We start from the raw sequence: 23,241 nt of genomic DNA on the forward strand, positions 1-23,241 counted from the left end.
AAATATGGAGAACGTATGAGTAATACCTTCAAAGTCCCGCATACTTTGATTTTACTGCTTGGTATGATGGTTATTGCATTGGGTGCAACGTGGATAGTACCGCAAGGCTTTTTTGATACCACTTTGACTGAAAATGGCCGTGAAATGGTCATGGCTGGCACCTATCAAACTGTTGCTGAACGTCATTATTTAACCCCTTGGGATTTATTAAAAGCTATCCCGCGTGCTTTTGCCGCCGCACAAGACGTGATCTTCTTCGTATTAATTGTGGGTGGCGTATTGGCTATTGCGCGTGCTACTGGCACCGTTGATGCACTTATTGGTCGTTTACTTGAACGCCATGGCGAAAAACCACAACGCTTAATATTTATGGTGGTCTTTTGTTTTGCGTTAGCTTCTAGCAGCATTGGTACAGCCGGTGAATACATTCCCTTTGTATTAATTTTAGTCGCGTTATGTAAAGCAATGAGACTCGATGCAATGACCGCGGTAGGCATGATTGTTGCCGGTTATGGTATTGGCTATGGGGTCTCGGCGTTTAACCCTTTTACCGTACTCATTGCACAACAAATTGCTGAAGTACCTGTATATTCAGGTCTATGGTTGCGTTTGGCAATCTTTGTGCCGTTTGTACTGATTGGTTTTCATCATGTATGGCAATACACTAAACGTGTTGCGGCAGATCCAAGCAAATCAATGATGCTTGACGTGCCGTGCCCATTAAATGATAAAGCTACTCCCCATTACCCTGCACTTGCGATGCGCCATAAACTGATATTAGGTAGTTTCATTATTACCTTGGGTATTGCAGTATGGGGCATTGCTACCAAGGGATGGTACTTATACGAATTAGGCGGTGTCTTTATTGCTTGGGGTGCTGTAATTGCGATTCTTGGGCGTTTATCTGCTGATGAAACAGCTAATCGCTTTATTGAAGGCGTGTCTGATCTTGTAACTACGGCCATTTTAATTGGTGTGGCAAGAGGTATTGCGTTAATCCTCGAAGACGGTCAAATTTTACATAGTTTAGTGCACGGTATGTCACTGCCGTTATCGTATGTGAGTGCTGAAATATCAGCCATTGGCATGTTAGTCATTCAAACCTTGCTTAACACCTTTATTCCTTCAGGCTCTGGCCAAGCATACGTGACTATGCCACTGATGGCGCCGCTGGGCGATCTTGTCGGTGTCCCACGCCAAGTTGCTGTGTTGGCTTATCAATTTGGTGATGGCTTTTCAAATATGATCATTCCTACCAATGCGGTATTAATGGGCATATTAGGTATGGCGGGTGTCCCTTATGGGCACTGGTTCCGTTTTTGTTTACCGCTATTACTAAAATTAATGACGGCAGCGTCAATTGTATTGGTACTGGCTGTTATGTTTGGGTACGGGCTTGATGTGCAACCCACCGCAATCGCTGGATAAACGCAGCCACTTTTAAAAACAAAAAACCACCGTTGCGGTGGTTTTTTGTTTTACTCATTTAAGTACGATAAAGCACTTTAATGACATGCCAACCAAATTTTGTTTTAACTAAATGCGGTTCAAGAATTTCACCATTAAACGCTATTTTATCAAATTGAGGCACCATTTGACCGCGTTTGAACTCTCCTAAATCCCCCCCTTTTTTACCTGACGGGCACGTAGAATGTTTTTTTGCGAGGACTTGAAACTTAGCGCCTTTTTTAAGTTGCTTGATAATGTCTTCGGCAAGCTCTTTGTGCTTAACCAAAATATGAAGTGCATGGGCGGTGCTGGCCATAATGTATCTCTACTAAACTAAACTGCGCTGATTTTATCATTTATTATAAATAATGTCGTTGCTCCTCACGATTAGGTAAACGACAGTAGTCAAATTTGCCAAATAAGTGATAACGATTAAACGCCACACGGTCATACCCCCAATCGCGCAATTGTTTGGGTATTAAATTCAAGATTAACACTGCGCGCCATGGCCAACCTAATTGACTCAACACACGAATGACGGCGTCACTTTGTGTGTAGCAGTGTTCATTATCAACATACACCATACTTTTCACGTTATCGGTCGAGTAACCAAAATAACTAAGCACAGCGTGGCCTTTGTGTGACTGCACACTGCACAGTTTAAAACGCGCTTTTTTGTCGCGTTTAATAATAAAATTACACCATGCATCACATAACTTACACTGACCATCAAATAAAATGACGTGTTTATTTTGAATCAGCTTTTGAACATTCATCGCTTATACAGTCGCACTTTCATAATATTGATTAGTAGTAAACATGCACTAAATTAACATAATAAGCAACGCTTGCTATTGGCACCATTGCCCCTGTTTCTGCGCAATTAACAACAAGTGTGCTGCACTCCACGAAAAGTTTGGTGCCCCTTGCTGCTCGCCTGTAAGCGGGTTGTAATTTTCGCGAATGGGTGCGGTTGATAGGGTGCCATCAGCGTTGGCTAATAATTTTTCACTTAACTGTTGCGCTTGAGTACAGTATCCATAATGACTCATTCCAATCAAGCCAAAATAAAGTTGATCCAGCCACACTCTACCACGCCAATAGATGTCAGCGCCAAAGGCTGGGCTGCTCAATGCTGCGCTCCCAAGTGGCACACGTGTGTTAAATTCGTTTTCGTTTAACATTACTTGTATCACTTTATCTGCTTGCTCAACACGTGCAACTTGGTTGAACAACGGTGACCAACCTTCAGGGCCTTTGCCTCGCTTAACCAGTGGCTTGCCAGCACAGCCATTATTCAGCGGTTTGTCCTCTATTTTTATGTCATAGTAGAACCCTGTTTTATCATCAAACATACAGTTATTAATATAGTCTCTGAGCTGCGTAGCTCGCTTTAAAAAGTAACTGGCCTGATGCGGATAGTTAAGCTGTTTGGCTATTTTTCCTAAGTAGCGGTTATCTGCGGCCATATATGAGGCTTGGTCAACTGACTCTTGTAATAGTGAGTACCCTACCAAAGTTCCATTCACGTTAGTGTTTTGGGCAAAACCCACTTGCCAATCATTGGCTTGGCCACCTTGCTCAATATAATTAGTAAGTTGTTTAGGGCTAATAAACCCAAACACCCCTGCATCATCGCGGCCTGACTCCCAAGAAGCGGCTGTTTGTGCAGGCACCTTAATTTGTGCCAATTCATTTTTTGCACGCTCAGCTTCATACTGCTTTAAACCATGCTGAGTATGCCACTTTGCCTCTTTTTTCACTTCAAATATTAACTCACCATCTGGTGTGTTATGCGCTTTGTCGAGGGTTGCGCCATATTCGGGCACGCCATTTTTATTATGGTCTCGGTTACTTAACCACCAATTACGGTATGCAACTAGTTTGGGGTACATTTGCGCTAGCCACTCACTGTCATTAGTATGCTTGAACACTTGCCATACTGCCCATGCAGCTAAGCTGGGTTTAGTATTTCTTTCATTCCAATTAGTACCATCGCCACCGCGTTCAGGACTTAAGTTGTAAGCAACTAAGTCAGGAACAAACCCCGCATCCCATGGCCTTATCGAATCATCGGCATGTATTTGATGCTCAAATACGGTATTTAAGTTTTGCTTTGCCAACTGAGGATGAAAGGTCGCTAATGCAAATGCTTGTTTATAACTATCCCATGGCCAAGTTTGGTTGCCAGAAAACCAGCGCCCTGTAACTGCGGGGCTTACCGTGTCATAACTAAGCGCACCTGCGGCACTACGCCAATTACTAATCAACGTCTCTACACTTTTAACCGCTAACTTTAGGTACTGTGTTTGCTCTGAAGCAATATCCTCTGTCGCGTGGTAGATGTAACCTTGCCAGCGTAATTTGCTGCGAGTCATATAATAATCTGGCCGCTTTAAAATGTCTGCAATAACAGGTTTTTCAGACTTTTCTTCTTGCTCATTAAGAAGGTATGAGTAAGTGGTAAAAAAGGTTTTACTTTTAGCAATATATGCACGGCTTGAATAGCTCATATCATCATGCGTGGTTTTTACAGGCAGTGTTTTATGCAGCTGTAACTGTGAACTGCCTGAGGTGAGTAAATGGCCAAAATCACGCACTTTACCAAAATTTAGGATGAGGCTGTTAGCTGAAACATTCCATCTAGGCAAGAAGTTAGGGTGTACTTTAAAAGGTGAACGAAGATCAATCGCTTTTCCATTTTTCGCACTTAGGTGGTTAACAAGTTCACCTTCAAAATACAATGTGAGTGGTTGCTGTGTCGTTATTTGAGTTTTAACCAACGACGTGCGATTACTGACAAAACGAAGAGTTAGCGTTATCGCTACTCCTTCCCCTTTGAGTTCTTGTACCAGTGAGCCAGGCACACTGTATGCCTGCATCGTTAACTCAATTTTATTCGCGCTGTTAATGCTATCGCCTTTATAAACACTCAGCTTTTCAAAGTAAGGCGCAATAAAATTAAGGTATTCTTCTGTCACAAGCGCAGGGCCACTGAATCCACCCGCATGCTCTTTATCTGGAAGCAAATGGCCATGCCATGCGCCTAGATCAAACAGCGGACTAAAGCGTTGATGACCGCCTTGCTCAAAATCTTGCATGTAATAGGGAGTGCCCGTTCTATTGATGAGATTTTTATAGCTCGGCTCACTGTTTGCACTTGTTTGTATACTCATCATTAGCATAGCTAGCACAAGTATGTTCACGTAGTTAACCTTCACAGCTTTAATCCTTTTTATAACGCGCTAAAAAATAAAAACCTAATCCTGTTGCTAATGCGATTGAACCAAAGAGTAACCACATTAACTCGGGGCTGTGTAATGTTTTGACCAAGTAACCATAGCTCCACCCTGACAAAAAACCTGCAAATAAAAACCCTAATGCCATAGAAACAAAATAGTATCCCATAAACATTGCTGCACTACCTTTAGGCGCTATGCTCGCAACATACTCTTGGCTTTTTGGTGAGGTGAGCATTTCGCCAAAGGCAATGAGTAAAATTACCGTCACCATAACAATCCCACCTAATTGTGTTAATAATAGCCCCGAACTCATTAACAGCAATAATAAAAAAGCCCCCGCAGTCACAATTAGGCCACTTATTAATACTGAGATCACTTTAAAATGCTGACATCTTACGCTGACAACTATTTGTAATAATACAATGGCAGCAAAGTCTAAATTAATTAAGTACTCTGGGTTTATCTGGCGATAAACAAGCCATTGTTCACTAAGCTGTTTACTTTGTTCTAGAGTGAAGCCACCCGCGTTAACTTGATTGATAAACAGCGCGATTTCAGAAACAGGCACATTGACTTTTAAGTGAACCAACTCCAATCGGATTGCTTCAAAATCAACATTTGTACTTAATGTGGTTGCGTAGTTTACTGCAAGGTTATGTAATTTTTGACTTAGCGCTTGGCTATCTACGTAAGCAAAAAAATCAACCGTTGATTGACCAAAATAGCTTAAAAAGGCCACTAAATCCTGTGTATTAGTATAGTCGCGAATAAACAAAGGTAAGGTATAAAACAATTGGTTATATACGGTCCAAAACCCGGTCAACACAGCCAAATAAAGTGCGAAGTTGCGGTTACTCACATGCACCCGTTGCAAATACCATTTTGTAGTATTTTGCCTGCACACCAGTTTGTCCCACAAGCCATTTGTAACCAGCCAAATTACAATGAGCGAAAACACCTGCGGGTAACTTAACCAACTTACACCCGCGGTCATTAAAATAATTACGCTCATAAATAGTAAAAGCGCAAACCGGCTATTTCCTAATACCTGTTGAGCTTGTTGTAAAACATGCCCAAGCCCTTTGTTATTTTGCGGGTCTTTTACTGTATCGCGATAAAAAATAAGTGGTATAAAATTAATTAAAATCCACGCTGAGGACATGATAAATACTGCATCCCAGCTAATGGCGCGTAAATACCCCGCGACAAGCGGCCCAATAAACCCGCCTAAATTAACCATGGTGTAAAAAATACCAAAGCCCAGCCCACGGTTAGTGTCGTTTGTGCTTTGGCTTATGGTGCCCACAACCACAGGTTTAAAACACGCCGCGCCAAATGCTACCAACATTAAAATCATAAAAAATGAATTAAAGTCAGTTACTTGACCTAAAAAATAATAACTGGGTGCCATTAAAATGAATGAGCAAAAAAACATCTTTTTATAACCATACCTATCTGCAAGCGCTCCTGTGACAACTGGTAAAAGATATAAAAAAAACGGAATAATCCCCTGCACAGCGCCGCGCTGGGCATCATTAAAGCCAACTCCGCCTTGAGCAATCGGGGTGGTCATGTACACCGACGACACAGCAAAAAAGCCATACCATGCTAAACGCTCAAATATTTCCATTGTATTAGCGATATAAAACGCTAGCCCAAACCCACGCCACCCTGTTTTGTTTGTGGCTATTTGCGAATGCTGTGCTGATGATTGTAATTGTTGATTATTATTCATAGTTTACTTTTCAAATTAAACGCAGTATTTTATATTGCATACAATATGCAAATAAAACAACCAGAACATGAAAAATTTATTACTCACATTTGTGGCCACAGCACTTATAGCCTGCCAACCAACCCCTAACAATCAGTCTATTGATAGCCAAATCAGCGCTCAACATGCTGAACAAACAGCGACAAACTTAAATGTAGATCTTAATGTACAAGGTTATACCAGCACATTAAAATCAATGGATGTTAAGTTTTTAGGCAAAACCATTCCCTATACATACAGTGATGGCAAAATTGGCAATAGCCGAGGTTATAATTGGTGGATCAGTAAACATTTCGCATTAAAAAGTGATTTACCAAAAGAAAAAGTGATTTTGTATCTTGAGCTACTAGAAATGGCCTATCCACATTATGTGGCTCTTTTTGGTATGGCGCCCCCCAATATTGAGCGTCAACGTATTGCTGTTGTGTATGGCAGCTCACGATCCAGAGTGCGAGAAGCGATGCTGGACGATGGCTTTTTACGTGGTGTTCATAAAACTGCAGGTGGCGAAACCATGTTTTATAATCGCGCTGGGTATAATTTCCCAAGCCACCGCGAACACCATCAACGCTATATTGTTATTCACGAAACCATGCATGCATTTCACATGGCACTAAACGGCCACTCAACATGGGCGCCTAATTGGATCACTGAAGGGTTAGCGGATTCTGTTGCCCATCATGTTTATGACCCGGAGCAAAAACAACTCACTGTTATGGTGTTTGACCGAGCCCCAATGAACTACATTGAAACGGGCCTTAAGCAATACTACAGTGCAAACAAGCCTACTATTGAACAAATAAATGACGACCCTGCTTTAAAGCGCGGCCTTAACTTTTTTATTGTGCATTACCTTTTAAGTTCACCCGAACGTGCTCAATACTTTGGCTACTTCGTTGAACAACTTCGCTTGGCCAACCCGCACAGTGAAGCAACACTTTCTACCGCCAACACCTTACTCAAAAAAACCTTTAAAGATTGGCAAAAGATCGAGCAAGGATTCGCTGATTTTGTACAATCAATGCAGCCTAGCTTTCACATTGTTAATGGTCCGTGGGAGCAAAACGGCAACGCATACTGGTTACGAAACACTGATGCAACCAAATTATCACGACTAGACATCAACCCATCAGTGCAAGCTACTCACCCTGTTATGGATTTTCCAGCGCCGGCTAAAAATAATTTAATCACAGCAAGTAAAAAGAACAACGTTTCTGTTCTGCTTAATTTTGAACCCGCTCAATTAAACAGAGGCGAAATAGGCTTTGCTTTACAAGGTCAGCGCAGTGAAAAAAACCAACAATTTCGTGCCTCGTTTATTGGCAAGGAGAACCCCCAAGATGATCAGTTACTTAAATTTATTGTTAAAGATGCCCAGCGCTTAATGATTAGTGCAAACCATATAAAAGGTTTTAAATCACAAAGCATTGCACTTTCACCTGCGATAAAAGCCGCACTTGTACAAAATCATACTTTAGGGCTTAACCTTAATTTAACTGATACCCAAATAGCCATGGCGTTAAACGCAGAGCTAGATAATAATGTGATCGAACAGCATTTTACTTTGCCACTTAATAGCACACAGTTAAATAAATTTAACGCACAAAAAATAAGCCTGTTAAGTAAAAACAACAACCATACTGTGACACCTTACTTATACACTCATCAATCAGCCAACACCCAACCAACGGCTACTGCGACGCTAACAAACCCGTGGCTATTTAATGGCTATGATTTACTCGAACGTGTATTTAAAACGTGCCAACAACACAGCACGAAACTTAAAAACTGTGATGAAGAGTTGAGTCAATTGATGGCTAAAATACCCAAAGCTAATTTACATTCCGAAGTGCAAAATACTCTGATCAAGGTTGCTCACAGTTATCAAAACACGCTCAGTCACAATGGGCTTAATACGCTATCAGGCGTACGTAGTGCAATTGAATACCACCATGCAAAACCCTATCTAAACGTGAAAAACCCCAGTGAATTTGATGTAAAACTCTCTGCAAAAGTTGAACTGAAATCACGCTCTGGTCGTGTCATTGACATTGCTATGTTGGAGCAAACTCTGACTCCCGGCGTTCACACCATTGCGCTGCCACATGATGAAAACGCACACACAATAATCATCAACCAAACGCTGTATTGGCAATCGCTTGTGGCAAATACAACATTACAAAACACGGTGAAGCCATTTAACGGGGTTGAGTTGAATGTCTCTCATCAAAAGAACAATGACGGAAATTGGCTATTTAAAACGGGACTAACAGGGCCTTATTCAGGGAAAACTGTGGGAAAAATCACGTTACATGCCACTGCGTTTAATCAACTCAGTGCAAACAGCACACAACAACATGAGGTGGTCATTGCACCTTATGAGCAGAAAAACTATCAGTTTGAAGTGCCAACAACAACTCAACCACAACTTATCACCATAACGGCGCTTTTGGATGTCGATGGTGAAGCAATTCGTTTAATAGAAACGGTTAATTTAACTAAATAACTCACTTTCAAACGCTCTTTACTGTAAAAATAGCAAAGAGCGTTCATTTAAAAAGTGCACCTGTATAATTTTTCTACTGTGTAGGTAATCCCCACCTCACCTATGTGCATAACGCTGCACAACTACCCAAAAGTAATAACAAAATTACTGTTAAATCCACTTTTTGATTTATTGATTTTGACACCCGTTGCGGATATGATAATGGCTATCATTTACAATTACATTTGGATCTCTTTCATGAATGCATTATTTAAATCAGCAACTACCTTGGGTGTTAGCCTTCTTTTAGTGTCGACCTTTGTTACACAGCCCGCTTTTGCCAATGGTCCAATCGGTGAACATGTAAATCACCTGCAAGCAAATATTAAAGATTACTCAGAAGAAGTTGAGTGGATGATTGCTAAAGTAGACACATTAGTAAGCAACTATGAAACTAAAGGTGCAAAAGCAGTAAACAGCGATGATTTAATTGAATATTGGGAATCAGTTAAATTTCACAGTGCAATTGAAACCAATTATGTACCTGTATATGCATCAATTTGGCAAAGCCTGTATGGCATCAAAATGGCAATTGATAACAACAAGCCTGCAAGCGAAGTGCGCACTCAACAAAGCGCATTAAATGCAGCTTTATGGCAAGGACTTGGTGCTGTTAAATTGGCGGCAAAGTTTCAACAAAAAGGCTTATTAGATGCCGTAAAAACTACCGCAACAGAAAACATGACACAAAGCGCTACAATTGATGAAATCAAACACAAACTTGACCGTGTTGTTGCAAAATATGCGGAGCGTTTAAGCGATGAAGCGACTGCCATTGTACACGACACCTACTTACACCTTTTTGAAGGTGTTGAAGGCACATTGATTGAACAAGATGCAAACCTTGTTGAAGTGCTTGAAAAAGACTTTAACGTTACATTACCAAAAGCTATTTCAGATAATAAAACAGTGGACCAAGTACGTGACGTTATTACCGATATGCAAACTAAGCTTGACCGCGCTAAAGCGCTAATAGAAAAAGCTGAAAAAACACGCAAGGATGTTTTTTAGTGAAGCGCAGAACCTTTATACAAGGCCTTGCTGCGATGGGGGCAATGGGTGCACTCCCCTTGCCACTGTCTCAAGCTTTTGCCACCACTGTTGCAAACCCGGTTTCAGTCGAGGATTTACCCAAGCTTAGAGGAGCACTTACACTTTATTTAGGCCGCGGTGAAGGCGGATTATATGAAGATGTGCTCAAAGCAATCGAAAAAAGAAACCCTGATCTCAAACTCGCAATACGTCGCGGCCCAACTGCCGCGTTAGCAAATACCATTGTTGCCGAAGCAAAAGCAGGCATTAGGCGTGCCGATTTATTTTGGGCTGTTGACTCAGGTGCAATTGGTTTAGTCTCAGACGCAGGCCTCGCACAGCCTATGCCCAGCGATTTGGCAGCGCAATTACAACCGCAATTTCGCTACAAAGATTGGGCACCCGTAACGGGAAGAGTGCGTACTCTGCCTTTTAACACCGAAAGGCTAACGAAAGAACAAATTCCTACAAGTATTATGGATATTGCAGACAGCGATTTAAGCATAGGCTGGGCACCCGCTTATTCTTCATTTCAGTCATTCGTTACTGCAATGCGCTTACTTGAAGGGGATGATAAAACCGTTAAGTGGCTTAAAAAAACCAAACAGCGCGCCAAAACCTATGCGGGTGAGCTAGGTGTTGTCATGGCTGTTGAGCGTGGTGAAGTGGATATTGGCTTTGCCAATCATTATTACACCTTACGATTAAAATCAGGGAAGCCTGATGCTAAGCTTGATTTAGCCTTTACTGAGCAAGATGCAGGCTGTTTAGTTAATGCTTCAGGTATTTTGGCTTTAAACCAAGATCCACTGGCAACCAACTTTATGCGTTACTTATTAAGTACTCAAGTACAAAGCTACTTAGCTCAAGAGGCCTATGAAATACCTTTGGTTAACGGTGTAGCGCAACCAGAAGGACTGCCTTCTTTAGCGACTATTTCACCACCAAAAATTGATTTAACTCAGCTAGCTGATTTACGACCCACCATAGATTTGATGCGAAATAGCGGCGTACTTTAATGCGATTACCAGCCTCCTACCCGATGGCGCTGCTTGCAGCGCTTATCACACTAACACCTGTTTTTATTTTAATTACGCTGGCCTCTGATGCCAGTTCTTTTTTTGATAGCCATCATTTAACCATACTTGGCAATACCTTATCTTTAATGCTACTAACCGTACTTGGCTCAATTTTAATTGGCGTACCGCTGGCCTTTATAAGTGCCTATGTTGTGCTGCCATTTAAAAAGTTTTGGCTTGTTTTTTTTGCCGCCCCGTTAGCTATTCCAAGTTACATAGGCGCATTTACCTTGTATGCTGCATTTGGCACAGGAGGAGAAATACATAACCTCCTCGGTATTGAGCTCCCTGCTATGGATGGCTTGAGCGGTGCTGCGATTGTTATGACCTTATACACGTTTCCTTTTGTGATGATGACGACGCGTTCTGCCCTGCTCAGCCTTGATGCGAGCATGGTTAATGCGGCTCGTACGTTAGGTATGTCGATGACGCAAAGTGTATTTAAGGTCATTTTACCCCGCGTAGTGAACGGTATCGCTGCCGGTTCATTACTCGTTGCCTTATATACACTCTCTGATTTTGGCACCCCAGCCATGATGCGACTTGATACATTTACGCGCGTAATTTATGTTGAATACAATGCGTTTGAGCTAAGCCGTGCTGCCATGTTGTCTTTGCAGTTAATGGTCATTGTTGGCTTTTTATTACTGATTGAATCACAAATAAAAACAGCCAGTGAACGCCATGGTCGCCCCTTAATTTTACTCCCAAAAAAATGGCAATTAGCCGCAATGTTTGCCACTTTTGCACCCATCCTTTTGCTCGCAATAGGCCTGCCTTTAGCAATTTTTGCACTTTGGCTCGCTCGCGATGGCTTTAACAGTTTTGATTTTAGTATTGCGTGGCACTCTGCTTACGCCTCTGCCATTGCTGCGGTGGTTGCAGTTATTGTTGCCATTCCGGTTGCTCATGCCGCGCTATCAGGAAAAGCCGGCAAAGTGATGGAACGTGTGACTTATTTTGGTTTTGGTATTCCGGGTATCGTGATGGGCACCGCGCTGGTTTATGGGGGCTTACAGTTGCCATTTTTGTATCAAACATTGGGGCTATTGATTATTGCCTACATGCTGCGTTTTTTACCTCTGGCGGTGGGTTCGGTAAGAACTAGCACTGAACACCTTGACCCTAGTTTAGTTAACTCTGCCAGAGTGCTTGGCGCAAGCCCCCGTGAAGCTTTTACGCGTATAACATTACCTTTGACAATGCGTGGTATTGTCGCGGGTGCAGCTCTGGTTTTTTTAGAGTCAATGCGCGAATTAGAAGCCACACTTTTACTTGGCCCTACGGGGTTTGAAACCCTCTCAACTTATTTATGGCGAGTCTATGAAGCGGGCTACTTTGGCCGCGCTGCTATACCTGGATTATTACTAGTGGTGATTTCTGCGTGTGGCTTAGCTATTATGATGTCTGGCGAAAAACGCCAGCAGCTCGATCATTGAGGATATAAATAATCATGTTATCTGTAAGTCAGTTGTCTATAGATTACGGCAGTAACCGTGTTGTGAGTGACCTTAATTTGTCCCTCGAAAAAAGTGAAATCCTCATGCTTGTTGGCCCAACAGGCTGCGGTAAAAGTACAATATTACAAGCGCTCGCTGGGCTTATCCCAATTAGTGAAGGCAACATTAAAATGGGCAAGTGGCATGCAACGCCTAAACACACTGTTCCGCCAGAAAAGCGAAGTGTGGGTATGGTGTTTCAAGACTTTGCCTTGTTTCCCCATTTAACGGTTAAACAAAACATCTGCTTTCGGTTAAAAGACACAGCCATTGCCAATCATTGGATTAAATTGCTGGGCCTTGAGGCATTTGTTGACAAAAAGCCTGCGACTCTTTCTGGTGGCCAAAAGCAACGCGTAGCACTTGCCCGAACCCTTGCTCACGAGCCTGACTTTGTATTATTGGATGAACCCTTATCAAATCTTGACGCAGCGCTGAAAGATATGTTGCGCTGGGATATTCGTAATGCGCTTAAAGAAGCAGGCGTACCGGCTATTTGGGTAACTCATGATCAAGAGGAAGCCTTATCCGTTGGTGACCGTGTCGGTATTTTACAAGCAGGTAAAGTGCAGCAAATTGATACGCCTGAACGTTGCTTTAGTCTACCTAAAACACGATTTGTTGCGCGCTTTTTAGGTGAGGCCAGCTTTATATCAGGGCACTTTGCCAACAACCAAGCAACCACAGCAATAGGCAATGTACCAGCACATGCTATTGATACAGAAGAAGGCAATGTAGACGTTTTATTACGACCTGATGATGTGGTATTAGTAAAAAGTGACGTTGGCAATAATGGGACTATTGTGTGGGTTCGCTTTGAGGGAACGAGCCGACTATGCGCCATAGAACTTGCGTGTAAAACCATTGTTACTAGCCGTATCAGCCATGAACTGATAGTAAAACCGGGTGATAACGTACACGTATCGTTGAGCACTTCTCATCCATTAGCAGTGTATAAGCGCTAAATCCGTGTAATAAAAAAGCCCATTTCCATGGGCTTTTTAGCTTCAAAAAAACTAAACTTAAAACTGATAGCTAACGGTAAAATCAACTGTTCGAGGCTCGCCTGGCTGCACCCAAATTTGTGTATATGCATTAGGGAAGTATTTACGGTCAAACAGGTTATCAACCTGTAACTTAACCTCTAACTCTGAGCTAATGTCATATTTAGCAAACATATTTGCCACAGTATACGATGGCAAGTAAAAATCAGAGCCCCGCTGCCCCAAGCGCTCATCAACATAATTAGCACCCGCGCCTAGAGTTAATGCACGGTCAAGCACTGAGAATTGCTTGCTGATTTGTAAGCTTGCGCTATTTTTTGGAATATTAAGCAGCTCGTCACCTCGTTTTAAAGCAACACCTAAGCCTGTATCTTTTGCATCTTTATCTACTTGTGCATCAATGTATGCGTAAGAGAACCAAACATCAACATTACCCGGTAACTGCCCTGTTACATCAAACTCAAAGCCTGTGCTGCTGGCTTGGCCTATAGCAGTGTGAAAGCCTGGATTTGCGGCATCTGCGACGATGATATTTTTTTGTGTGCTATCAAAATAAGCAAACGTAACGCCTAGGTTATTATCGAGCAGATTAAATTTAGTGCCTATTTCTGCAGATTGAGTTTCATTTGGTTTAAAACCTTGGCCTTTTGCATCTGTGCCAAAGTTGAGGCGATAACCTTCGCCATAACTTGAGTATAAAGACCAACTATCACTTAACTCATAGACCACACCAGCTTGAGGGCTAAAATGAGTTTCAGATTGTTCAGCATCAAAATTTGTAATTTTATCATCAAGTGTTTGCTTTAAACGGTCAATTCGTCCACCAAGCCTAAGGTGTAAATTATCAGTTAAACGCATCTGATCTTGCAGATATAACCCTGTCGCAATTTGTTCTTGCACTCTTACAATTGCCGGAATAGGCGTAGGTAATGGATGTTGTCCATAAAGCGGCTGATGAATATCAATTGCATGTAACATTTCATTCGTTGGATTTGTAGATAGTGCTGGCGAACGGTAAACGCGGTAATCACGGTCATAATCAAACAAATCGTAGTCAACACCCACTATTAGTTCGTGTGCAATTGAGCCGGTATCAAATTGCCCAGACACTTCTGAACGGATCACAAACTGATCGGTATCATAATCACGCTGACGTCTTTGGCGTGTTAGCGTACGACCATTGTAATACAGCTTTTGTCTCGCGGGAGATACTTCTGCGTCACTCGATGTGCCTGTTAAACGTGTTGAGCGATAGCTTAAACCCGAATTTAAGTACCAATCATTAGACAACTCATATTGCCATTGCAATTGGTGTCCAAGTACTTCTGTAACTGTAGCGCCATCGTCGGGCTCGCCTAAAAAGCGCTCGATTGGCATCATATCAAAATCGCCACCTAGGGCTAATATTCCCCTGTCAAAAGGAATTTCTTGACGTGCAGCTTCTAATTCATATTGCCATACGGAGCGATCGCTCTGCTCAAATAAAACTGACGCCATCACACCTTTTTTGTTTATTTCAATGGTATCGCGAAAGCTATCACCCGTTTCATAATAGCCGATAACACGCGCAGCTGCTTGCTCAGTTAAACCACCACTATAGTCAGCCTCAAATCGGCGTTTATCACGGCTTCCAACTTCTAGAGCTATTTTTCCTTGCTGCTCGAACGTTGGTTTTTTAGTAACTAAATTAATTGTCCCTCCAGGTTCTCCTCGACCATAAAGAGCCGCTTTTGGACCTTTTAGTACTTCAACCCGTTCAATACCTGATAAATCTCTGGGCCCTGAAAAGCCACGCCCTGCGTTAAAACCATTAACTAAATAGCCACTTGGTACATTTTCATCACCAAAAAAGCCGCGTATAGCAAAGCTGTCCCATAAGCCGCCAAGACTATTTTGTCTTGATACTGATGCTGATAGGTCCAACGCTTGAGTTAAGCCTGTCACACCGGTATTTTCGATTAACTGCTGGTTTATCTCAGAAATAGCTTCAGGTGTTTCCAGTACATCAAAGTTGCCACGATAAGCCTGACGCTTTGCTGTAACTTCTATTATTTCGAGTGATTCGTCTTGTTTTGCGTAGGCTGGAGTTGAGCATAAACTCAGTGCAACCCCTAGGTGGAGGGAGCAAAGTTTAAATGAGCGAAGAGAAAAGTGCATTGTAGTTCCTTTAACAATATAGCGCTTGAGGTTTGTTATATCATAACACTTACTGTACCCATATTGTAAATAGCTTATTTATAGATTAGTTCTTTCGCTGTTTAAAATTAATATACTTACACATCATTTTAAAGGCACCATAAAGCTTGCACTGCCAATAAACGCGCCAGATTCAACAATTATTTTTGCATCTTTGTAATACACTAAATCCTCTGATAATTTCTTTTTTGCAGTGTTTAGGGAAAAAACCTTCAAAACTCACTTGCTCTGTTTTATTAATCGTACGTTTAAACTTAAGATCAATATCTCTCAAATACACTTCACCTGCTTTGGTCTCTAATTGATTATCCCAACAGCCATATATTATCCCTAGCTGCGAAATCCAAATCATTGCACTTTGCGCACTAAAATGAAACTCGCCATCTCCTGGCATTTGAAAATATTTAACATCTATTAAGCCTTTGATATAACCAGGTTCAAGGTGAACGGATGAAAACTCCATCACTTCTTGTTTCCAGCCTTTTTGCAAGTAATCAGACATCAGAGCCTGTTGTTGCTGTGTATTTAACTGTTGCATAAATTATCCTTTTAAATGTTGAATGTGTTTAGGGCGTGTTGACCTTTGTGGATTGAAATTTGTTCAATCTAGGGGCGATTTAATCGCAGCGCGAGGTTTGTAACCTAGCGGGCTAAGTAAAAACCGAGCAAAGCTACCGCGTCCTGCTAGCGCCCCTTACCTACATCCATGTAGGTAACAAAGAGTCAATCGCCCCTAGGAAGAACCCTTTGAGCAGCGCATGTTTGGCATTTATACTGCGTTATCGCCTATTTATGGGGAACACCACACTGCATAGGCGCTGCCTTGCCTAAATACCAAACAGACTGCTGCAAAATTAATCACGAAAGGTCAACACGCCCTAGCTTTTCTTCTTTATTTGGCGAGCTTAAATATAGATGTGCAAGTGCGCTGACTCCTCCTATTGAAGCAAATAAATACCAAATTAAGCCCGGTACTTGTTGCTCTAAATCTAAGGCATAACCAGCTAAAGCACTGCCTATGATTAATCCAAAACCTGCAAACAAGTAAAAGAATCCGTAATGAGTAGACACCGTTCCTGCCGCTCGCTTTAAAGCAATTTTAATAACATCACTCACTACATTCATTGGTTTATTACCCTTGATGTTTGAAAGCAGTTTACAAGCACAGTTTGTGATCCCAATGGCTGTTTCATTAAGTTTTGCTGTGCTATTTGCCACGCTAACGCCTTTGATTCTTTTGCCTTGCTTGCTTTATATTGCGAATGAGCTTAAAGCCATACCGCAGCAAGGTGCAAAAGCAATAAAACGACAGCTATCAAAGGCATTTTAACTATTTAAAAAATCTACAAAAAAGCCCATTTACATGGGCTTTTTGTGGATTTTTATTAAATAATTGGTTTCACTTTAACGGCAACCACCGCTGTTAAAGTCAACGACTAGGCTTGCACCCGTGCTATTGCCTGATACTTTTAAGTAACCCCAGTATTCGCTTTGATTGGTGATATATATACATTCACTGTTACCGCTATTGGTCGACACATCAATTTCATTGCTACCATTTGGCCAGCCACTTGCAGCGTAGCTTAAGCTGATATCGCCAGAGCCATTGGCCGTTGTAATTGCAATACCACTTTGGTTTTGCACATCAGCAATACTAAACCACATTGGATCGCTGTTGCCTAAGCAAATCACCTCGCCATCATTTAAGCGGCCATTGCTTCGGCTACCTTGCGTTGCGCACACATCAGGCACATTTGAGGTTACTTCAGTGTAAGAGGCCGTTAATTGAACACTTTCAAATGTGTTGTAACCTCTAAGCATGACGTTGTAGGTACCGACTTGCACTGGGTTAATAGTGCACTGCTCTTCATTCCCACCAACGTAAGGACGACAATCAAATATTGCTTCTGTCGGTGTTGCTTCGTAACTGACATATAAATCAGCATCACCCGTACCACCTGAGATAACAAAGGCTAAGTCAGTTGCGCCTTGTGGCACTGCAAAAGTGAAATATTGCAGCTCATCTTGTGCACCACTGACACTAATAGTTTGGTTATTTTGTAAAACACCCTCTCCAACACTGCTATCTTGCTCAATAGTCGCAGTTGTTGTTGTTGTTTGACTTGCACCTTGATTATCGGTGACTGTTAAGCTTACGTTGTACTCACCCGAACTGGTATAGACATGGGTAGGATTTGCTTGGTTAGCGCTGCTGCCATCACCGAAGTCCCATAGGTAATCTGTGATTGTGCCATTACTATCACTGCTGCCATTACTGGTAAAACTTACTTCACTATTTTGAGTGCCTAAGTAAGGCCCGTTAATTTGTGCAACTGGCGGTGGATTTGTCGTTGTACCCGCAACTAAATCGTCACACCACTGCACAAATTCATTTTCGTAGCTGTTAGCCCATTGCACTGTTTTGGCTTTATATGCGCTCCAATCACCAACACGGGTATGTGCGAGCATAGTGTTGATTTCATCATTATGGCGCTCAAACATAAAGCGAACGGCTAAATAGCCCCAGCGATAAATTCGGTCTTGATCAAAGCCATCATAATTAGTGGCAAATACCTGCGCGAGTGTATAACGAGAGCCATCACTGATGGTTGCTTTTGCGGCATCGTTATCATTTAAATTAGCCACATACTCTGCAACCCCTTCAGACCACCAAACTATATCTTCTGTGGGAGAATTAAAATTACCATAGAGATCAAAGCGACCATCGAGATAATGCACATACTCGTGCTCTAAGTTCCATACATAGTGATCGGCTTTTGCATAGCTAGCTTCATACGCAATAAAGTTTGCTTGGTTGCCAGCTACGGATGGATCGCCTTCTAAATACATGCCGCCGTTATTGGTATTGATACCAAAAATCACCCCCGCATATTTACTGTAATCATCACTACTATCGAAAATATTAACTTGTAAAAAACTATTATTATCATCTGCAACGGGGGTGTTATTTGTTGCTAACTTAGTATGAAATAAGCCTTCCTCTGCGCCCATTGCATCACACGCGGCAGCATGTTGTGCTGCGGTCATATTTTGTGAACGAATTTTGATAGTGTTGCTACAGCTATAATTTTGTGACAATGCCTGAGTTATTAAGTTATCAACAAATCCACAAATACCATAATCATTACAATCAGCGTAATAACTTACAGAGTCTGCCGCAGCGAGCCAAACAGCATCACCGAAACCAAAACTGTTATACGTAGTAAAAATAGCATTTAAGCCAGAATCTACAGTATTTTGAATGGGTGTATTTGAATACTGCTTTAACCGTGCAAGCTCACTAGCTGCATTAACAAGCAAGTACTGCGCATCCGAATCAATCATCCACTGTTTTTGAGTAAACGCATTAAGTTGGGTGACTAAATCGGTATTGGTGCCAACAGCTGAAACAAATGCATCATTCCATTGTCCCCGGTACAGTAGCGTAAAGATACCATTCACCGCGCCACGAATATTCCATTTAGCCGCATAGCTTTCGTTAAAACGGCTCAACCACTGTTTTACAACACCAATATAACGATGTTGTTGCTCTGAACTGTCCATAGTAATGATAACTTCATTAAGTGTCTTTCCGTGACCATCGTTATCGTCGTAAAAGTGACTATTGGCAACAAATGCATCAATGGCATCCACAACAGCAGGGGTAACCCAAGTGGCAAACCTAACATTGTCATTGTAGAATTCAGCATAGAAGCCTGTACGCAAATATAAAAACAGCGCTTCTAACTCTACATCCCCCCCACCTGCATAAGTCTGTGAGAGCGACTTTGCATGGTTGGCAACAGCGAACATTTTATCAGACGTAAACACCTGACTTTGTATTGATGCTGAGGCACTAAATAGTTCATTAATGCATTGTGAACCTTGGTTTTTAACTTCAGTAATAATGGTTGATGTACTCGCCGTTGCTAATGCATCCAAGTCACATGTAACAGCCGCGGCTTGCATTGTCATCATACGCGCGCTCAAAAGCTGCGGTTGGCTCTGCACTTTAGCAATTGGTGCTTTTTCGTTATGGTTTTGTTCAACACCATGATGATGTACACGCTCAACAGCTGCTGACTTAGGCTTAAATGTACGCTCCCCTACTTCCTCAGCCAATGCCATTGTACTCATGCCCCATATTGGTAACGCCAGAATCAGTGTATTAATTTTCATACTCTACCTTCAATTATTAGTGTGTTCTCAATCCAGAACGGGTTATTGAGGTACGTTTTGTAACATTTAATTATCATTGCATACAATATATTTTATATAACATTAACGAATATTCATATATTGGTTTTAACAAAATATTAAAAGGCAGTTCTTTTGGATTGTTTTTTTCAAAGGGGTTGAATAAACACAGACAGGAACCCTAAACCGGCGTTTTTCATAGAATTAGTGCTTTGATTTAAAGCCAAGTATGGTAATTTACTCTTTCAATCAACATCCTCGTTTGAGTAGGTTATATGAGTACAAAAAACCATTGGACACTAAAAAGTATTGCAAAAGAATTAGGTGTTTCAAATGCCACAGTGTCAAATGCGTTTAACCGCCCGGATCAATTATCTAAAAATCGCAGAGAATCAATTTTAGCGGCATGTAAAGAGTTGGGATATTTTGGTCCGAACAAAGCCGCTCAGTCTCTACGCCGAGGTAAATTTAATATTATTGCGTTAGTGCTTCCTGATAGCGTTGAATATATGGTGTCAGATCCGGTGGCGAGTAGCTTTATGAGAGGGGTCGCGTCTGTGCTAGAAAAAAGCGGCAATAATCTTTTGTTGTTTTCTGGCAATAGTGACAATTTAAACAGTGTGGTTGATTTTGTTGATGGCTTTATTTGCTATGGCCGCCCACGAAACCAGCTCTTAGTAGAACAACTAAAAACTGTGCCTAAACATGTGGTGACTGTTGACTTTGACATAGGCCGCAATGCCTCTGTAAATATAAATAATGAACAAGCTAGCTACGAAGTTGCAAAACATGCCCTGCAACATAAAGATGACCAAGTCGCTATTTTAGGCCTGCGTTTGCTCGATGAAAATGTATTATGCCGCGTATATGAACACCATGAATTTGAAGCGGGGCAATCAATCGCGCACCAACGATTACGCGGCTATCAAAAAGCCCTAGCAGAACAAGATATTACCATTGGGGAAGATCGCATTTGGAATATTCCTGAAAGTACTGAGCGCTATGCAAGTATTGCTGCTAAAGAGGCGCTGAGCTGCCTACCTCGCCCTTCAGTCATGCTGTGTATGAGCGATCTTATCGCCCTTGCGACAATGCGAGAAGCGATTAAAATGGGCCTAACAATTCCTGACGATATAAGAATTGTGGGGTTTGATGGCATTGATGAAGCGCAGCGATTCGTACCTAAGCTAACCACAATCCACCAAAACAGTGAAGAAAAAGGCGCATTAGCTGCTAATTTGTTTATTACCAAAGAAGAAAATAAAGCACTCATTAACCACGAACTGCAATTGGGTCAAAGTGGCTAGGGGTTGTTGACTTTTGCGGATTAAAATTTGCTCAAACTTGGGGCGATTTAACCGCAGCGTCAGGTTCGTAACCTTGTGGGCTACATCAAAACCAAGCAAAGCTTCCGCGTTCTGTGCACGCTTTTTACCACCCTCCATGTAGGCAACAAAGAGTAAATCGCCTTAGGCAAAACCTTTTGAGCAGCGCCTGTTTGACATTAATGCTGTGTTATCGCCTATTTATGGCGAATAACCACACTACATAGGCGCTACCTTGCCTAAAGAACAAACAGACTGCTGTAAATTCAACCTTGAAAGGTCACATACCTTAACCTTTCAAGGTTAACACCTGTTTAATTTTCAAAGGTAACCACACGCACTGTCTGAGCTCTCATTAAGCTAATAAATCATTTAACGAAGTAAGTACTTGCTCTGATGGGGTATGCTCAATGATGAGTGCTTCACGAGTTTCAAAGTTTATTTTGAATTCAATAGCATTGTCATCTTTACGCCATTTTAGGCAACAACTATTTGTGTTTCCTGTAACACTAAACTCGCCATTAAATGCGTTATGTGTATTGCGAATAGCAATCAATTTAAGAAGCCCTTTAACCACTGGCTTTGCTAATGATTCACAGATGATATCGGCATCTAAATACGGGCGGTTAATATCGCGACCCACGTTTGATTTTGCCAATAATGTCATATCATTTTCACAAGCAAACAGTCCGCTATAATAAACTTGGGGCACACCTGGGGCAAAAAACTGGATTGCTCTTGCAACTAAGTAATCAAAATCACTCGCGCCTAAGGCATTATAATAGGTGCAATTAACTTGATATAAATCGACATTACTCGCAGCAGCCCCAGTCGCTTGGCGACTTTGGTTATTACTATTTGCGTGAATAGTCTCGACTAAGTTATCTATTTGCGCCGCATTTAAAAGGCCCGGCTTCTCGCCCATAGGGCCGGCATCGATAATGCCAATGCCATCGTGTGTATCAAGCACGGTTAGGCAGTTTCGAGGTGAAATTTTAAGCCATTGCACTAATGCATCGCTATTATTAGTAAATAAGCTATGCAAAATCAGCGGCGGTAATGCAAAGTCATATACCATATTAACGCGTTTAGCGACTTCAACCTGTGTTTGGTAGTGGCTATGAATTTCAGCAATAGTTTCCATGCCTAAATCATTAGCCTGTGCTGATAACTTATCTAAATAATCAAAAGTTTGATCTAGCATAAAACAGTTAGTTCCAGCTTCTTTTATCGCATAACCTGCGGCATCTAAGCGGATGATATTGACATTATTCTGCGAAAACTTTGTCAAAACATTATCTAAATACTCAATACCTGGCGTTGACTTTACATTGATATCTATTTGATTATCAGTAAATGTTGTCCAAAACTCATACGTTTCCCCATCTTCACAGGTAATAGGCGTAAAACAACTCCCTGGACGTGGACGGTAGATTGCTTTTTGCTCTTGTTCACTCATACCACCAGGGAACACATCTTCTTTTGTTAAGAATAGATCCCAGTAATCTGATTTCTTACCATTTTTTAATACATCTTTAAACTGAAAAGACTGTGCTGAAACATGATTTACAATTAAGTCAGCCATTAAATCATAATGTTCACCTAACGCTTGAATATCTTGCCATGTGCCAATTCGCTCATCAACAGCACTATGGTCTATCGGGTCAAATCCCGCATCACTGCCATCTATTGGATTATAAAAAGGCAGTAGATGTACACCACCAAACACATTTTCTAGCGGGCCATTGAGTAAATTGGATAAAGCATTGATGCCTTGTCCTGTGATGCGATCTGCATAGGTGATCAGTTGAACTTTATTCTTCATCATGTGTAAATACCAAGTTGAATCTTAATCGATTAAGATATATCTTTAACTAGGAAACCAATTTTTACAAGAAG

At 41.6% G+C, this 23,241-nt stretch carries 15 protein-coding genes and 1 pseudogene; 8 read left to right on the top strand and 8 right to left on the bottom strand.

Annotated features, from left to right (window positions below; all coding sequences use genetic code 11):
- Positions 1 to 15 precede the first annotated feature (15 nt).
- The gene (locus CSC79_RS00280; protein ID WP_099292791.1) at positions 16 to 1,428 is read left to right on the top strand and encodes a TIGR00366 family protein; all 1,413 of its coding nucleotides are present in this window, start codon (positions 16 to 18) and stop codon (positions 1,426 to 1,428) included.
- A gap of 58 nt (positions 1,429 to 1,486) precedes the next feature.
- Here CSC79_RS00280 and ppiC read toward each other — a convergent pair whose 3' ends face one another.
- From ppiC to CSC79_RS00300, 4 genes are all read right to left on the bottom strand, one after another.
- Positions 1,487 to 1,765: a peptidylprolyl isomerase PpiC gene (gene ppiC, locus CSC79_RS00285; RefSeq protein WP_058561577.1), complete on the bottom strand. Its 279-nt coding sequence runs from the start codon at positions 1,763 to 1,765 to the stop codon at positions 1,487 to 1,489.
- Between the two features lie 43 nt (positions 1,766 to 1,808).
- Complete coding sequence (locus tag CSC79_RS00290) at positions 1,809 to 2,225, bottom strand: DCC1-like thiol-disulfide oxidoreductase family protein (RefSeq protein ID WP_099292793.1); 417 nt, start codon at positions 2,223 to 2,225, stop codon at positions 1,809 to 1,811.
- A 75-nt stretch (positions 2,226 to 2,300) separates the two neighbouring features.
- Positions 2,301 to 4,655, bottom strand: a complete 2,355-nt coding sequence (gene ygjK / locus CSC79_RS00295; RefSeq protein WP_237113928.1) for an alpha-glucosidase — start codon at positions 4,653 to 4,655, stop codon at positions 2,301 to 2,303.
- Between the two features lie 19 nt (positions 4,656 to 4,674).
- Positions 4,675 to 6,426, bottom strand: a complete 1,752-nt coding sequence (locus CSC79_RS00300; RefSeq protein WP_099292795.1) for an MFS transporter — start codon at positions 6,424 to 6,426, stop codon at positions 4,675 to 4,677.
- A gap of 67 nt (positions 6,427 to 6,493) precedes the next feature.
- Here CSC79_RS00300 and CSC79_RS00305 point away from each other — a divergent pair, with 67 nt between their 5' ends.
- The 5 genes from CSC79_RS00305 to CSC79_RS00325 all read left to right on the top strand — a co-directional run bounded on the left by CSC79_RS00305 (position 6,494) and on the right by CSC79_RS00325 (position 13,585).
- Positions 6,494 to 8,971 (top strand): hypothetical protein, encoded by a 2,478-nt coding sequence (locus CSC79_RS00305; protein ID WP_099292797.1) that lies wholly within the window; start codon positions 6,494 to 6,496, stop codon positions 8,969 to 8,971.
- Between the two features lie 237 nt (positions 8,972 to 9,208).
- Positions 9,209 to 10,021, top strand: coding sequence for a hypothetical protein (locus CSC79_RS00310; RefSeq protein ID WP_099293546.1), 813 nt, complete (start codon positions 9,209 to 9,211; stop codon positions 10,019 to 10,021).
- Entirely contained in the window at positions 10,021 to 11,061 is a 1,041-nt protein-coding gene (locus CSC79_RS00315; protein WP_099292799.1) for an extracellular solute-binding protein, read from the top strand. Before CSC79_RS00310 ends, CSC79_RS00315 begins: the two co-directional genes overlap by 1 nt.
- On the top strand, positions 11,061 to 12,560 hold the full coding sequence (locus CSC79_RS00320; protein WP_099292801.1) for an iron ABC transporter permease: 1,500 nt from the start codon (positions 11,061 to 11,063) through the stop codon (positions 12,558 to 12,560). The genes CSC79_RS00315 and CSC79_RS00320 overlap by 1 nt, the downstream gene beginning before the upstream one ends.
- Positions 12,561 to 12,574: 14 nt before the next feature.
- A complete protein-coding gene (locus CSC79_RS00325; RefSeq protein ID WP_099292803.1) occupies positions 12,575 to 13,585 on the top strand; it encodes an ABC transporter ATP-binding protein in 1,011 nt (336 codons plus the stop codon).
- A 57-nt stretch (positions 13,586 to 13,642) separates the two neighbouring features.
- On the opposite strand, the gene CSC79_RS00330 is transcribed toward CSC79_RS00325, so the two are convergent.
- Positions 13,643 to 15,781 (bottom strand): TonB-dependent siderophore receptor, encoded by a 2,139-nt coding sequence (locus tag CSC79_RS00330; RefSeq protein WP_099292805.1) that lies wholly within the window; start codon positions 15,779 to 15,781, stop codon positions 13,643 to 13,645.
- Positions 15,782 to 15,953: 172 nt separating this feature from the next.
- Complete coding sequence (locus CSC79_RS00335; RefSeq protein WP_237113929.1) at positions 15,954 to 16,358, bottom strand: hypothetical protein; 405 nt, start codon at positions 16,356 to 16,358, stop codon at positions 15,954 to 15,956.
- Positions 16,359 to 16,901: 543 nt separating this feature from the next.
- On the opposite strand from CSC79_RS00335, the pseudogene CSC79_RS20150 reads away from it, so the two are divergent.
- A pseudogene (locus CSC79_RS20150) lies at positions 16,902 to 17,150 on the top strand (hypothetical protein); the annotation flags it as partial.
- Positions 17,151 to 17,224: 74 nt separating this feature from the next.
- Here CSC79_RS20150 and CSC79_RS00350 read toward each other — a convergent pair.
- Entirely contained in the window at positions 17,225 to 19,999 is a 2,775-nt protein-coding gene (locus tag CSC79_RS00350) for a collagenase (protein ID WP_099292809.1), read from the bottom strand.
- 293 nt (positions 20,000 to 20,292) lie between these two features.
- Here CSC79_RS00350 and CSC79_RS00355 point away from each other — a divergent pair, with 293 nt between their 5' ends.
- The gene (locus tag CSC79_RS00355; protein ID WP_054452207.1) at positions 20,293 to 21,324 is read left to right on the top strand and encodes a LacI family DNA-binding transcriptional regulator; all 1,032 of its coding nucleotides are present in this window, start codon (positions 20,293 to 20,295) and stop codon (positions 21,322 to 21,324) included.
- 373 nt (positions 21,325 to 21,697) lie between these two features.
- Here the strand turns inward: CSC79_RS00355 and gtfA are convergent, their stop codons facing one another.
- On the bottom strand, positions 21,698 to 23,170 hold the full coding sequence (gene gtfA, locus CSC79_RS00360) for a sucrose phosphorylase (RefSeq protein ID WP_099292811.1): 1,473 nt from the start codon (positions 23,168 to 23,170) through the stop codon (positions 21,698 to 21,700).
- Between the last annotated feature and the right edge of the window lie 71 nt (positions 23,171 to 23,241).

The organism is Pseudoalteromonas sp. 3D05, from assembly GCF_002723455.1.
Taxonomy (GTDB): Bacteria; Pseudomonadota; Gammaproteobacteria; order Enterobacterales; family Alteromonadaceae; genus Pseudoalteromonas.